This window comes from Streptomyces sp. NPDC004539 (genome assembly GCF_040610055.1).
Classification (GTDB): domain Bacteria; phylum Actinomycetota; class Actinomycetes; order Streptomycetales; family Streptomycetaceae; genus Streptomyces.
The window spans coordinates 181,584-194,425 of sequence record NZ_JBEXLS010000018.1; the positions used below are offsets into that span (position 1 = coordinate 181,584).

15 protein-coding genes are annotated in these 12,842 nt (G+C 73.5%); 9 read left to right on the forward strand and 6 right to left on the reverse strand.

Annotation, left to right across the window (positions count from 1 at the left end; translation table 11 throughout):
- Positions 1-93 precede the first annotated feature (93 nt).
- Positions 94-1,536, forward strand: a complete 1,443-nt coding sequence (locus ABZX85_RS32240) for a hypothetical protein (protein ID WP_355876365.1) — start codon at positions 94-96, stop codon at positions 1,534-1,536.
- 49 nt (positions 1,537-1,585) lie between these two features.
- Here the strand turns inward: ABZX85_RS32240 and ABZX85_RS32245 are convergent, their stop codons facing one another.
- Positions 1,586-1,999, reverse strand: coding sequence for a VOC family protein (locus ABZX85_RS32245; protein ID WP_355876368.1), 414 nt, complete (start codon positions 1,997-1,999; stop codon positions 1,586-1,588).
- Positions 2,000-2,070: 71 nt separating this feature from the next.
- Positions 2,071-2,961, reverse strand: coding sequence for a neutral zinc metallopeptidase (locus ABZX85_RS32250; RefSeq protein WP_355876371.1), 891 nt, complete (start codon positions 2,959-2,961; stop codon positions 2,071-2,073).
- Positions 2,962-3,148: 187 nt separating this feature from the next.
- On the opposite strand from ABZX85_RS32250, the gene ABZX85_RS32255 reads away from it, so the two are divergent.
- From ABZX85_RS32255 to ABZX85_RS32265, 3 genes are all read left to right on the forward strand, one after another.
- Complete coding sequence (locus ABZX85_RS32255; protein ID WP_355876374.1) at positions 3,149-4,747, forward strand: ABC-F family ATP-binding cassette domain-containing protein; 1,599 nt, start codon at positions 3,149-3,151, stop codon at positions 4,745-4,747.
- 346 nt (positions 4,748-5,093) lie between these two features.
- Positions 5,094-5,315 (forward strand): helix-turn-helix domain-containing protein, encoded by a 222-nt coding sequence (locus ABZX85_RS32260; protein ID WP_004002281.1) that lies wholly within the window; start codon positions 5,094-5,096, stop codon positions 5,313-5,315.
- A gap of 114 nt (positions 5,316-5,429) precedes the next feature.
- Complete coding sequence (locus ABZX85_RS32265) at positions 5,430-6,221, forward strand: enoyl-CoA hydratase/isomerase family protein (RefSeq protein WP_355876378.1); 792 nt, start codon at positions 5,430-5,432, stop codon at positions 6,219-6,221.
- Between the two features lie 118 nt (positions 6,222-6,339).
- Here the strand turns inward: ABZX85_RS32265 and ABZX85_RS32270 are convergent, their stop codons facing one another.
- Positions 6,340-7,008 carry a nucleopolyhedrovirus P10 family protein gene (locus ABZX85_RS32270; protein WP_355876381.1) on the reverse strand — a complete coding sequence of 223 codons (669 nt, stop codon included), beginning with the start codon at positions 7,006-7,008 and terminating at the stop codon, positions 6,340-6,342.
- Between the two features lie 93 nt (positions 7,009-7,101).
- Between ABZX85_RS32270 and ABZX85_RS32275 the strand changes: the two genes are divergently transcribed.
- From ABZX85_RS32275 to amaP, 5 genes are read left to right on the forward strand one after another with little or no spacing between them, the layout of a single operon-like run.
- Positions 7,102-7,566, forward strand: a complete 465-nt coding sequence (locus ABZX85_RS32275; protein ID WP_355876384.1) for an Asp23/Gls24 family envelope stress response protein — start codon at positions 7,102-7,104, stop codon at positions 7,564-7,566.
- A gap of 28 nt (positions 7,567-7,594) precedes the next feature.
- The gene (locus ABZX85_RS32280) at positions 7,595-7,780 is read left to right on the forward strand and encodes a hypothetical protein (protein WP_355876387.1); all 186 of its coding nucleotides are present in this window, start codon (positions 7,595-7,597) and stop codon (positions 7,778-7,780) included.
- A complete protein-coding gene (locus tag ABZX85_RS32285; protein ID WP_355876390.1) occupies positions 7,777-8,121 on the forward strand; it encodes a hypothetical protein in 345 nt (114 codons plus the stop codon). Before ABZX85_RS32280 ends, ABZX85_RS32285 begins: the two co-directional genes overlap by 4 nt.
- The gene (locus ABZX85_RS32290) at positions 8,118-8,780 is read left to right on the forward strand and encodes a DUF6286 domain-containing protein (protein ID WP_355876392.1); all 663 of its coding nucleotides are present in this window, start codon (positions 8,118-8,120) and stop codon (positions 8,778-8,780) included. The genes ABZX85_RS32285 and ABZX85_RS32290 overlap by 4 nt, the downstream gene beginning before the upstream one ends.
- Positions 8,781-8,785: 5 nt before the next feature.
- Positions 8,786-9,364, forward strand: coding sequence for an alkaline shock response membrane anchor protein AmaP (gene amaP / locus ABZX85_RS32295; protein ID WP_355876395.1), 579 nt, complete (start codon positions 8,786-8,788; stop codon positions 9,362-9,364).
- Between the two features lie 18 nt (positions 9,365-9,382).
- On the opposite strand, the gene ABZX85_RS32300 is transcribed toward amaP, so the two are convergent.
- The 3 genes from ABZX85_RS32300 to ABZX85_RS32310 are packed head-to-tail and all read right to left on the reverse strand — an operon-like array spanning position 9,383 to position 12,835.
- Positions 9,383-10,180 (reverse strand): SDR family oxidoreductase, encoded by a 798-nt coding sequence (locus ABZX85_RS32300; protein ID WP_355876398.1) that lies wholly within the window; start codon positions 10,178-10,180, stop codon positions 9,383-9,385.
- A gap of 5 nt (positions 10,181-10,185) precedes the next feature.
- Positions 10,186-11,982 carry a glycoside hydrolase family 15 protein gene (locus ABZX85_RS32305; RefSeq protein ID WP_355876401.1) on the reverse strand — a complete coding sequence of 599 codons (1,797 nt, stop codon included), beginning with the start codon at positions 11,980-11,982 and terminating at the stop codon, positions 10,186-10,188.
- Positions 11,983-12,037: 55 nt separating this feature from the next.
- Complete coding sequence (locus ABZX85_RS32310; protein ID WP_355876405.1) at positions 12,038-12,835, reverse strand: SURF1 family protein; 798 nt, start codon at positions 12,833-12,835, stop codon at positions 12,038-12,040.
- Positions 12,836-12,842 lie beyond the last annotated feature (7 nt).

Below are 12,842 nucleotides of genomic sequence, written 5' to 3' on the forward strand. Positions count from 1 at the left end.
ACCCCCTCCCCACAGCCCGTGCGTTGGCCAGTCCCGTAGCCGCCCGTGACATTCCGTTTGGGTTTTCGGACCGTCAACCGGAAGACTGCACCCGTGACGTCCCGTATCCCGCGCGACTCCAGGCTTCGACTCGTCCGCCCGCGACCCCTGGCCGCCGCCCCCTCAGCTGTGAACCAGCGGCGCCCGCGCCGCGCCGCGCCCCGCCCCCCGGAAGGCACCCCGGCCCCGGCGGAACTGGCCAGAATGGCTCGCTCGGGCCTGGCCGCCGCCGCCCGCGTCGCCCGCTGGGCGGACAACGCCCTCGGTCCCGGCAAGGACGCCGCGACCATAGACGGCAAGGCGACCCTCTCCGACGCGACCGCCGACCGCGCCGCGAGCGACCTCGGCCTGAGCGCCGAACGGGTCCGCGCCGACTGGGACACCGCCCGGCTGGCCGGCCTCATCGAGGTGCACGGCGCGAGCGCCCGCCCCGGCTGGCGGCTGCGCGCCTGGGACCGCGACGACAGCGCGGTCCTGCGCGGCTGGGTGGCCCTCTTCGACGCCTGGTCCCTCGCGATCACCGAACCGGCCGACGAGGAACCCGCGACGGTCGCCGAGGTCGTCTCGGCCATGCCGCAGGTCCTCTCCTTCCTCCAGCTCTCCGCCGGACCCGTCCCCGTCGAGCAGCTCCTCGACCTGCTCGCCCAGCGCGTCACCGAACTGCGCACCGAGCGCTGCGAGATCCCGTACGCCGCGGGGGCGGACGGGGTCAGCGGCACGGCGGCGCTCGCCGAGCCCGCCGACCTCACGGCGCCGGCCGAACCCGCCGAGCCCGCCGACCTCGCCCCCCTCCTCGACTGGGCCCTGCGCGCCCTCGCCTCCGTCGGCGCGCTCACCTGCGGCGACGGGCAGGCGACCCTGACCCCGCTGGGGAGCTGGGCGACCTGGGTGAAGCTGGAGCAGATCTGCGTCGCCGCGCAGAGCCCCGCCGGGAACATCGAGCAGGCCGCCGAGGACATGCTGCGCGGCTGCGCCCAGCTGCGGCCGAACGCGGCCCGCTCCGAGTACCGCGCCTGGCTCGCGGCCCGGACCGTCGGCAGCGCGGTCACGGAACTCCTGGTCGCCGCGCGCGGCGAGGACGCCCTGCTGCGGGGGCTGGCCTTCGAGGCGCTGCGCGTCGTCGGCGCCCCCGCCGAGCCGGACGTCCGGGCCGTCGTCGACGAACCGGCGCTGCGGCCGTACGCCCTGCTGTGGCTCGCGGAGCACGACGGCGTCGACCCGGAGGACGCGCACGAGGTCCTCACCCGGGAGGAGGCCACCTGGCTGTGGGTCGACACGGCCGCCGCGGTCGCCGACCACGGGGAGGCGCCCATGCTGGTCCGCCACCTGGAGTCGGCCCTCCAGCCGACCGTCCCCGCCCTGCTCAACGAGGTCCGCGCGGTCGGCCACCCCCGCACCGTCCAGGTCCTCGTCGCCCTCGCCGCCGCCCATCCCGACCCGGCACTCGCCAAGGCCGTCCGCCGGGCGGCGTTCCAGGTGCACACCGGAGGAAGCTGAACCGGAGGAAGCCGGTCCACCGGGGGCGTCCCCCACCGCCCCCGCGCCGTCACCCCCTGACCTCCGGCGCGTACGTCCCGAACGACCAGACGTTCCCCTCCAGGTCCCGCGCCATGTAGTCCCGCGCGCCGTAGTCCTGGTCCGTCGGCGGCATCAGGATCTCCACGCCCCGCTCGGCCGCCCGGCGGTGATGCGCGTCCACGTCGTCCACCACGACGTACGTGCCGGTCGGGCCCGCGCCCTTCATCGCCGTGTCGAACGGGCCGCCGCGCCCCTTCGAGCCGAGCATCACCACGCCGTTGCCGTACGCCAGCTCGGCGTGCAGGACGACGCCGCCCGCCGCCTCGTACACCGTCAGTTCCGTGAAGCCGAAGGCTTCCGTGAGCTGCCGGATCGCCGCCTTCGCGTCGGCGTACAGCACCGACGGACAGATGCTCGGACGCCCGCTGACCGCTCCCGCCATGCCGACCACTCCTCGGGGATTCCTGCCGGAATGTCACCTGTGGACCAGTCTGGCACCCCCCACCGACAACGTCAGCGGAACGTGTCGCAGCGCCCCATGTCACCGCCGCGGTACCCGGTGTAGAACCACTGCTGCCGCTGCTGCGCCGACCCGTGCGTCCAGGACTCCGGCGTCACCCGCCCCTGGAACTTCTCCTGGATACGGTCGTCACCGACAGCGGCAGCCGCGTCCAGCCCGTCCTGGATGTCGGCGTCCGTCAGGTTCGTCAGCAGGGGCCGCCCGGTCGCGGAGTCCTTCGTCGTCGTCGCGTGCCGCGCCCAGACCCCGGCGTAGCAGTCCGCCTGGAGCTCGACCCGCACGGCGTTGCTGTTCGCGCCGGTCCGCCCGTCCTGCGAGCGCTTCAGGGTGCCGAGGAGGTCCTGGACGTGGTGGCCGTACTCGTGCGCGACGACGTACGCCTGCGCGAAGGCGCCGCCGCTCGCCCCGAACTTCGTCCGCAGCTCGTCGAAGAACCCGAGGTCGAGGTAGACCTTGCGGTCACCGGGGCAGTAGAACGGCCCGACGGCCGAGGTCGCCGCCCCGCACGCGGTGCCGACCCGCCCGCTGAACAGGACGGTCGGCGACGCCGTGTACGTCCCGCCGCGCTCGCGGAACTCGGCGCTCCAGTAGTCCTGGACGCTGTTGACGACGGCCACGATCCGGCAGTCGTCCTTCGTGTTCGCGTCCCGCCCGGTCCGGCAGGTCTGCTGCACCTGCGCCAGCGAGGAGGCGGTCGCGGCCGGCTCGTCGCCCCCCGAGGAGAGCCCGAGCTGATCGGGGCCGACCCCGAGGAAGAGCGCCAGCAGGAGGGCGATCACCCCGGCGATCCCGCCGCCCACGGTGGCCTTCCCGCCCGGGATACGGCTCCCGCGCACGTCCTGTACCTCGGAGGTGTCCAGCGGGGCGTCGTCGTCGAACTGCATGCGCCCAGCGTGCCGTGCGCGCGGCGGTCCCGCCCGGGGAGTTCACCCGGACGGCGCAGGGCCCGAGGCCGCAAAAGCGCTTGCACGCCCCCGTTAGACTGATCCCATGGCCATTCTCCTCGCGCATTAGACGACGGGATCGTCCGCACACCCTCGTCCAGCCCCCATCACGCCCTGGAGTCTGTCCGTGATCTCCGCCTCCGGTATCGAACTGCGCGCCGGCGCCCGCATCCTCATCGAGAGCGCCACCTTCCGCGTCGCCAAGGGCGACCGCATCGGCCTGGTCGGCCGCAACGGCGCCGGGAAGACGACCCTGACGAAGGTCCTGGCCGGCGAGGGCCAGCCCGCCGCGGGCCAGGTCGCCCGCTCCGGCGAGGTCGGCTACCTCCCCCAGGACCCCCGCACCGGCGACCTCGACGTCCTCGCCCGCGACCGCATCCTCTCCGCCCGCGGCCTCGACGTCCTGATCCGCAAGATGCGCGACAACGAACAGCGCATCGCGAGCGGCAGCGGCGCCACCCGCGAGAAGGCCCTCAGGCAGTACGAGCGCCAGGAGACCGAGTTCCTCACCAAGGGCGGATACGCCGCCGAGGCCGAGGCCGCGACGATCGCCGCCGCCCTGAACCTCCCGGACCGCGTCCTCGGCCAGCCCCTGCACACGCTCTCCGGCGGCCAGCGCCGCCGCGTGGAGCTGGCCCGCATCCTGTTCTCCGACGCGGACACCCTCCTGCTCGACGAGCCCACGAACCACCTCGACGCGGACTCCATCATCTGGCTGCGGGACTACCTGAAGACGTACCGGGGCGGCTTCATCGTCATCTCCCACGACGTGGACCTCGTCGAGACGGTCGTCAACAAGGTGTTCTACCTGGACGCCAACCGCGCCCAGATCGACGTCTACAACATGGGCTGGAAGCTCTACCAGCAGCAGCGCGAGGCCGACGAGAAGCGCCGCAAGCGCGAGCGGCAGAACGCCGAGAAGAAGGCCGCCGCCCTGCACTCGCAGGCCGACAAGATGCGCGCCAAGGCCACCAAGACGGTCGCCGCGCAGAACATGGCCAAGCGCGCCGACCGGCTCCTCGCCGGCCTGGAGGCGGTCCGCGCCTCCGACAAGGTCGCCAAGCTCCGCTTCCCGGAGCCCGCGCCCTGCGGCAAGACCCCGCTGATGGCGGAGGGCCTGTCGAAGTCGTACGGCTCCCTGGAGATCTTCACGGACGTCGACCTCGCCATCGACAAGGGCTCCCGCGTCGTCATCCTCGGCCTCAACGGTGCGGGCAAGACGACCCTGCTGCGCCTCCTCGGCGGCGTCGAGAAGCCGGACACCGGCGAGGTGCGCCCCGGGCACGGCCTCAAACTCGGCTACTACGCCCAGGAACACGAGACGCTGGACCCGGAGCGCACGGTCCTGGAGAACATGCGCTCCTCCGCGCCCGACCTGGACCTCGTCGAGGTCCGCAAGACGCTCGGCTCGTTCCTGTTCTCCGGGGACGACGTCGACAAGCCGGCCGGGGTCCTCTCCGGCGGTGAGAAGACCCGCCTCGCGCTCGCGACCCTCGTCGTCTCCTCGGCGAACGTCCTGCTGCTCGACGAGCCCACCAACAACCTCGACCCGGCCTCCCGCGAGGAGATCCTCGGCGCGCTGCGCACCTACAAGGGCGCCGTCGTCCTCGTCACGCACGACGAGGGCGCGGTGGAGGCGCTCCAGCCCGAGCGGATCATCCTGCTGCCGGACGGCGTGGAGGACCTGTGGGGCGCGGACTACCAGGATCTCGTCGCCCTGGCTTGATCGAATGGATGATCCACTGAGTATGGATCATTCGGCCTACCGGTGATCCATCATCTGTGTGAGATCTCCTCGTATCGAGGTGTGTCCGTTCCGGATTTCACGGCCGGCCCCTTTGTCGACAACCGTCGACGAGGGGTCGGCCGTTCTGTCTCTCTGACCTGCGTGTTCACGCAAAGTGGCGTTCGACGGAGCGGACGCCGTCGTTCGGAATGTCATCTTCCGGTTGTGGAGACGTGCTCCTGTCGTCAAAACCCTCACCCACGGACCTTGCCGAATGGGTGGCCAGGACGACCAAGAGGGGTGATCATGAGGGGACCAAGAGCGCACTTCCCATGAGGAGGCACGGGTGGCCGAGACTCTGAAGAAGGGCAGCCGGGTGACCGGCGCCGCGCGCGACAAGCTCGCGGCAGACCTGAAGAAAAAGTACGACTCCGGTGCGAGCATCCGGGCGCTGGCCGAAGAGACCGGCCGCTCGTATGGCTTCGTCCACCGGATGCTCAGCGAGTCGGGCGTCACGCTCCGTGGGCGTGGTGGCGCGACCCGGGGCAAGAAGGCCGCCTCGTCCTGAGGCCGGGCGGCCATCGTCTTTGGTGGCCACCCGGTCGGCACAGCGATCGACCGGGTGGTTACTGTGCAGTCACTTAGGTTCAACTGAGGTGACCGCACTCATCGGAGGCGCCCCATGGCTTCGCTCGCACCGGCACTGGACAAGGACGGCGTACGGCTCACCGTCGAGGACGCGCTCGCGACGGTGACGCTGACCAACCCGGCCAAGCGCAATGCGCAGAGCCCCGCGATGTGGCGGGCGCTCGCCGAGGCCGGGCGGTCGCTGCCGGGCTCCGTCCGTGTCGTCGTGCTGCGGGGCGAGGGCAAGTCCTTCTCCGCCGGGCTCGACCGGCAGATGTTCACGCCCGAGGGCATCGAGGGCGAACCGTCCTTCATCGACCTCGCGCGCAGTGGTGACGCCGAACTCGACGACGCCATCGCCGGGTTCCAGGAGGGCTTCACCTGGTGGCGGCGCAGTGACGTCGTGTCCGTCGCCGCCGTCCAGGGCCATGCCATCGGCGCGGGCTTCCAGCTCGCCCTCGCCTGTGACCTGCGCGTCGTCGCCGACGACGTGCAGTTCGCCATGCGCGAGACCAGTCTCGGCCTCGTCCCCGACCTCACCGGTACGCACCCCCTGGTCTCCCTGGTGGGCTACGGCCGCGCCGCCGAGATCTGCCTCACGGGTCGCTACGTCCACGCCGAGGAGGCCCTCCGCATCGGCCTGGCCAACACGGTCGTCCCGGCCGCGGACCTCGACACCGCCGTCGCCACCCTCACCACCGCCCTCCTGTCGGCCCCCCGCGACGCCGTCGTGGAGACGAAGGCCCTCCTCCAGGGCGCGGCGACCCGCTCCTACGACGACCAGCGCGCCGCCGAACGCGCGGCCCAGGCCCGCCGCCTCAAGGACCTGGCGGGGCTGGGGGAGTAGCGGGGAGGGGAGCGGCGAGGCGGGGAGCGAGCGGGGCGGGGGCTCAGCAGCCCGCCGGGGCACCGGCCGGCTCACCGATGCGCCCGCCGGGTTCTTGAGGCGCCCAGCCCCGCGCCCCTCACCCCACCCCCGTCACCAGCACCGCCACACTCGGCCCTCCCGGCAGCCGTCCCACCACCGCACGGACCTCCCTCGCCACGTCCAGCGCCCGCAGATCCGCCTCCACGGCGATCTCCACGCGCGCGTGGAGGCGCGGCAGGGCGTCCGTCGCGGTCCGCTCCTCAAGGTGGACGGTCCCGCCGAGCACCCCCGCCACCCCGGCCAGCTCCTCGGCCGCCGGCCCCGTCCACGGTGGAAGCGGCGGCGCCTCGTCCGGCGGGTCGTCCGCCAGGACCAGCCCGGTCACCCGCAGGTCGATCTCCGTCACGACGAGCCCGAGCCGCCCCGCCGACGCCGCCGCGAGGGCCGCGCGCAGCCGGGCGGCCGAGTCCGGCAACGGCTCCGTGGGGCGGGCGGAGAACTCGGCCGACATCCTCAGCGGGCCCGGCGCGAGGGCCGACGGGGGCGGCGGTACGACGGGCTCCCGCGCGTTCCCGGGATCGGCGAGCGCCAGCCGCAGCGGGCCCAGCCGCACGCCCTCCACCCGGCCGGAGAGGGCCCGCCCCAGGACCGTCCCCGCCACGCTCTCCGCGATCCAGCAGCCGTCACGGGGGCCGCCGAGAGGGACGTACCTGCCGAGTCCGAGGTGCTGTCGGACCGTCCGCCGCCAGTGCTGCTCCGCAGTCATTCCTCCAGCCTGCCGCATCCCCGGGGCGCCACGGGGAATCCGCGCTTACGGTGGGTCTCGTCGAGGAGGCCGACCGGAAGGGACGTACGGACCATGACGGACACGACACAGCACCCCGTCGGCGAGAGTGACCAGGCGGCGCGCAAGACCGTCAAGCGGGGCGGCGGCGACCCCGCGACCAGGGGGCGGACGACGATCGCGGACGGCGTCGTCGAGAAGATCGCGGGGCTCGCCGCGCGGGACGTCGTCGGCGTGCACGCCATGGGCAGCGGCCTCAGCCGCACCTTCGGCGCCGTCCGCGACCGGGTACCCGGCAGCTCCAAGTCGGTCTCGCGCGGCGTGAAGGCGGAGGTCGGCGAGGTGCAGACGGCGCTGGACCTGGAGATCGTCGTCGACTACGGCGTCTCCATCGCGGACGTCGCCCGCGCTGTGCGCGAGAACGTGATCGCGGCCGTCGAGCGGATGACCGGCCTGGAGGTCGTCGAGGTCAACATCGCGGTCAGCGACGTGAAGCTGCCCGACGAGGAGGACGACGAGCCGGAGCCCCGAATCCAGTGACGACTTCAGAGACGCGGAGGGATGACCGATGAGCAGGGCCGTGATCGGCATGATCGCCGGCATGGCGCTGGGCTTCGCCGGGTACTTCGGCGGGTTCGGCGCGTTTCTCCTGGTGGCCGCCCTCGGCGCCATCGGGTTCGTCGTCGGCCGGTTCCTGGAAGGGGACCTGGAGCTCGGCGACTTCCTGCGCTCGCGTGACGACCGGCGCCGATGACGTCCGCCGTCGCGCCGGGGGAGCGCGGGGCGACCCGGATCGCCGACCGGGTGGTCGCGAAGATCGCCTCCCAGGCGGCCCGTGAGGCCCTCGGCCCGCTCCCGCCCGACGCGGCGCCCCCGCACGCCATGGTGGTCGTCGCGCACGACCACGCGCGCGTGCGGGTCTTCCTCGAACTCGGCTACCCGACCGACATCGGGGCGCGCTGCCGGGAGGTGCGTCGACAGGTGGTCGAGCGGGTAGGCGCGTTGGTGGGAATGCAGGTGCCGGACGTCGCCGTCACCGTCGAACGGCTCCACCCGGCGGCGGCCACCGGCGAGGCACAGGGGAGGACGCGATGAGCGAACCCCGGGACGGCGAGGCGACGACCCGACGGCTGCCGGTGGTCCTGGACAAGGAACGCCCACCGGAGGTGACGCCCGCTCAGGAAGCGGATGCGTCCGCCCCGGAGACGGGCGCGCACCGCTTCTGGTCCGCCCGCCGGGCCCCGGCCGCCCTCACGGCCGTCCTCGTCCTCGCGGCGTCCGGTGTGCTGCTGTACGACGTCTCCGCCGTCCGCGCCGACCGGCCCGCGATGCGCTGGCGCCGCGAACTGGCCCACCAGCTCGCCCAGCGGCCCCTGGACGACGCCTGGGTGCTCACCGGCGCGGGCGTCGCCGTCGCCCTCGGAGCGCTGCTCCTGGTGCTGGCCGCGACCCCGGGGCACCGGGACGTCCTCCCGATGCGCGCTGCCCACCCGGACGTCCGCGCGGGGCTGCACCGCGACGCCGCCGCGCTCGTCCTGCGCGACCGGGCGATGGAGGTGTCCGGGGTCCGGTCCGCGCACGTACGGATGGGACGCCGGCGTATCGACGTCCGCGTGGTGTCCCACTTCCGGGAGCTGGACGAGGTCCACGCGGACCTGGAGAGCACCCTCGCGACAGCCCTGGACGGCCTCGGACTGGCCCGCCCTCCGGCGCTGTCGGTGCATGTCAGGCGACCCGCGCAGAAGAAGGGCTGACCCCGATGCTCCGCACCGTCAACCGCGTCCTGCTCGGCCTCACGGGTCTCGCCCTGCTCGTCCTCGGCGGCTCGGTCCTCGCGGTCGGGCTCGGCGCCGGCCCGCCCTCCTGGTGGCTCTACGACGGCCGCCACGACGTCCTCCTGACGGCCGTCCGGCGCACCCGGTGGCGCGGCGAGGGCTGGTGGTGGCCGACCGTCATCGGGGCGCTCGCCGTACTGGTGCTGCTCGCCCTGTGGTGGCTGACGGCGAACCTGCGGCGCCGGCGCCTGGGCGAGGTCCTCGTCGACACCGGCGACGGCGGGTCGGCGCTCCTGCGGGGCAGCGCCCTGGAGAACGTCCTCGCCACCGAGTCGGCCCGCCTCGAAGGCGTCGCCCACGCGCGCGTGCACCTCACCGGCCGCAGGGACGCCCCCGAGACGCAGGTCCACCTCAGGGTGGAACCCCACGCGTGCCCCGGGGAGGCCCTGCGGCGCTTCGTCACCGAACCGCTCACCCACGCGCGGGACTCGGCCGCCCTGGAGGCGCTTCCGGCGGAGGTGCGGATGCGGGCGAGGAAACACAAGGCGGAACGCGTCAGCTGAGGGCGAGAAGCACCGGGCTCAGAACCCGTGCCGCATCCCGCCGTCCACCGGGACCATGATCCCCGTCAGGTACGAGGCGGCCGGTGACAGGAGGAACGCGCCGGTGCGGCCGAACTCCTCCGGGCGTCCGTAGCGCCGCAGCGGGATGCGCGCCTCGTTCGCGACGCGCGTGGCCTCCGGGTCGGCGGACATGCCGTCCAGCTCGCGCACCCGGTCGGTGTCGATGCGGGCCGGCAGCAGGCCGACGACCCGGATGCCCCGGGGGCCCAGTTCGTCCGAGAGGGACTTCGCGAAACCGGCGAGCCCCGGGCGCAGCCCGTTGGAGATCGTCAGCCCCGGGATCGGCTCGTGGACCGACCCGGACAGCACGAACCCGATGACACCCCCCTCCTCCAGCTCCGCGGCGGCGGCCCGCGCGAGCCGTACCGCGCCGAGGAACACCGACTCGAACGCGGCCTCCCACTGCGCGTCCGTGTTGTCCGCGACGAACCCCGGCGGCGGACCGCCCACGCTGACGAGAATCCCGTCGAACCCGCCGAACGCCTCCCGCGCGGCACCGATGAGCCGCCCCGGCGCCTCCGGATCGGCGTTGTCGACGGCGACCCCGACGACGCCACTCCCGACAGCGTCACTCCCGGCCGCGTCACTCCCGGTGTCGCCCCCGAGCTCCCGCGCCGCCTCCTCGACCCGCCCCGCGTCCCGCCCGGAGACGACCACCTTCGCGCCGTCCGCCAGCAGCTCGCGCGCGACCGCGTTGCCGAGGCCGCGGGTGGCCCCGGTGACGACGTACACCCGGTCCTTCAGTCCAAGATCCATGGCCCCTATCCTGCCTGCTCGCCGCCGAACAGGGCGAGGGCCGAGGTGACCAGCCCGATGTGGCTGAACGCCTGCGGGAAGTTGCCGAGCTGACGGCCGCCGACGGGGTCGTACTCCTCGGCGAGCAGGCCGACGTCGTTGACGAGGCCCGCGAGCCGGTCGAAGAGGGCGAGCGCCTCCTCGCGGCGGCCCGTCAGACGCAGGGCGTCGACGAGCCAGAACGAGCAGACCAGGAACGCCCCTTCGGCGCCGGGGAGGCCGTCCACGGCCGTGCTGCCGGTGCCGTCCGTGCTGTAGCGGCGCAGCAGACCGTCGTGGCCCAGCTCCGCGCGGACCGCGTCGACCGTGCCGATCACCCGCGGATCGTCGCCGGGGAGGAAGCCGACGCGGGGGATCAGCAGGAGCGCGGCGTCGAGTTCGGGGGAGCCGTAGGACTGCGTGAAGGTGTTCCGGGAGGCGTCGTAGGCGCGTTCGCACACCTCCCGGTGCACGGCGTCGCGCAGTTCACGCCAGCCGTCGAGATCGCCGCGCAGCTCCGGGTGCGTCTCCAGCGCGCGTACGGCGCGGTCGGCGGCGACCCACACCATCACCTTCGAGTGCGTGAAGTGGCGCCGCCCGCCCCGGACCTCCCACAGCCCCTCGTCGGGCTGCCGCCAGTTCTCGCGCAGCCACTCCATCAGCGCCCGCTGCAACGCCCACACGTGCGGGCGCGCCGGGAGGCCGGAGTCGCGGGCCAGCGCCAGGGAGTCCATGACCTCGCCGTACACGTCCAGCTGGAGCTGGTCGACGGCGCCGTTGCCGACGCGGACGGGGCGCGAGTCCGCGTAGCCGGACAGCCACGGCAGCTCCAGCTCCGGGAGCCGGCGTTCGCCCGCCACGCCGTACATGATCTGGAGGTCCGCCGGGTCGCCGGCGACCGCGCGCAGGAGCCAGCGGTGCCACGCCTCGGCCTCCTCGTGGTAGCCGGCGGACAGCAGGGCGCCCAGGGTGAGCGTCGAGTCGCGCAGCCAGCAGTGCCGGTAGTCCCAGTTCCGTACGCCGCCCGGCTCCTCCGGCAGCGAGGTGGTGGCCGCGGCGACGATGCCGCCGGTCGGCGCGTACGTCAGCGCCTTCAGCGTGATCAGGGAACGGGTCACCACGGCCCTGTACGGCCCCTCGTAGCGGCAACGGGCCGACCAGGCGCCCCAGTCCGCCAGCGACGCCTCCAACGCCTCGTACGGGTCCACCCGGGGCGGCTGCGGTTCGTGCGACGGATGCCAGGTCAGCACGAACGCCACCCGCTCGCCCTCGGCGACCTCGAACTCCGAGTGCGTGCCGAAGTCCTCGCCCCAGGTGCGGACCGGGGGTTCGCTGCGCAGCCACGCGGAGTCGGGCCCCGCGACGGCGACCCGGTGTCCGTCGGACCTGCGCACCCACGGCACGACCGACCCGTAGTCGAACCGCAGCCGCAGCGTGCTCCGCACGGTCACCCGCCCCCGCACGCCCTCCACGATCCGCACCAGATCCGGCGCCCGGTCCCGCTGCGGCATCAGATCGGTCACCCGTACGGCGCCGTCCCCGGTCTCCCACTCGGTGTCCAGGACGAGGGTCTCCCCCCGGTAGGACCGCCGCGTGCAGACGCCGTCGGCCCCCTTCGGGGCGATCCTCCAGTGCCCGTTCTCCTCGTCCCCCAGCAGCCTGGCGAAACAGGCCCCGGAGTCGAAACGGGGGAGACAGAGCCAGTCCACCGAGCCGTCCCGGCCGACCAGGGCGGCGGTCTGTTCGTCGCCGACGACGGCGTAGTCCTCGATACGCGGGTGCATGGAGAACCGGCTTCCCGGGGGAGCGCCCCGGCAATCAGGGGTGGGGCCGGGCGGGTCACACCGTCGCCGGTTCCGCCTTCTCCGGTTCGTCGACCCGGTCGGTGTCCTCCGCGCGGTCGCGCAGTTCGCGGCGGACGAGGACGACCCAGCCGAAGGGGACGGCGGCGGCGAAGAGCCACCACTGGATGGCGTAGGCGTAGTTGAGGGCGGCGTTCTCGTCGCCGGGCTTGCCGATGAGTTCCGGGGTGTCGCCCCGGGGCTCGGGGTCGGTGAGGACCAGGTAGCCGCCGAGGACCTGAGCGTCGAGGCGGCCGGCCTCCTCCGCGCTGCTGATCAGCATGATCTGCCGGTCGGGCAGGCCCTTGAGGTTCTTGATGCCGCTGGCCTCGGTCGTCTCGTCGGGCATCAGGCGGCCGGTGACGGTGACCTGCCCGGCGGGGGGCGCGGGGATCTTCGGGAACGCCGTCTGGCTGGGGCCGTCGGCGGGAATCCAGCCCCGGTTGACGAGGACGACCTTGCCGTCCGTCAGCACGAACGGCGTCAGGACGTGGAACCCGACCTCGTCGTCCGCGTTCACCCGGCGGCGTACGACGACCTCGCGCGCGGTGTCGAACCGGCCGACGGCGGTCACCGAGTGGTAGCGCTCGTCCCGGGTGACCGTGTGCCCCGGGGACGTCAGCTTCTCGACCGGCACCGGGTCCGCGTGCAGCGCGCTCGCCACCAGCTCGTTGCGGGCGTGTCGCATCTCGTACCGGTGCATCTGCCAGATGCCCAGGCGGATCATCGTAGGGATGAGGACGAGGGCGACCAGCGTGAGGATCACCCACTGCCGGGACAACAGGAAGCGGTACACCCCACGA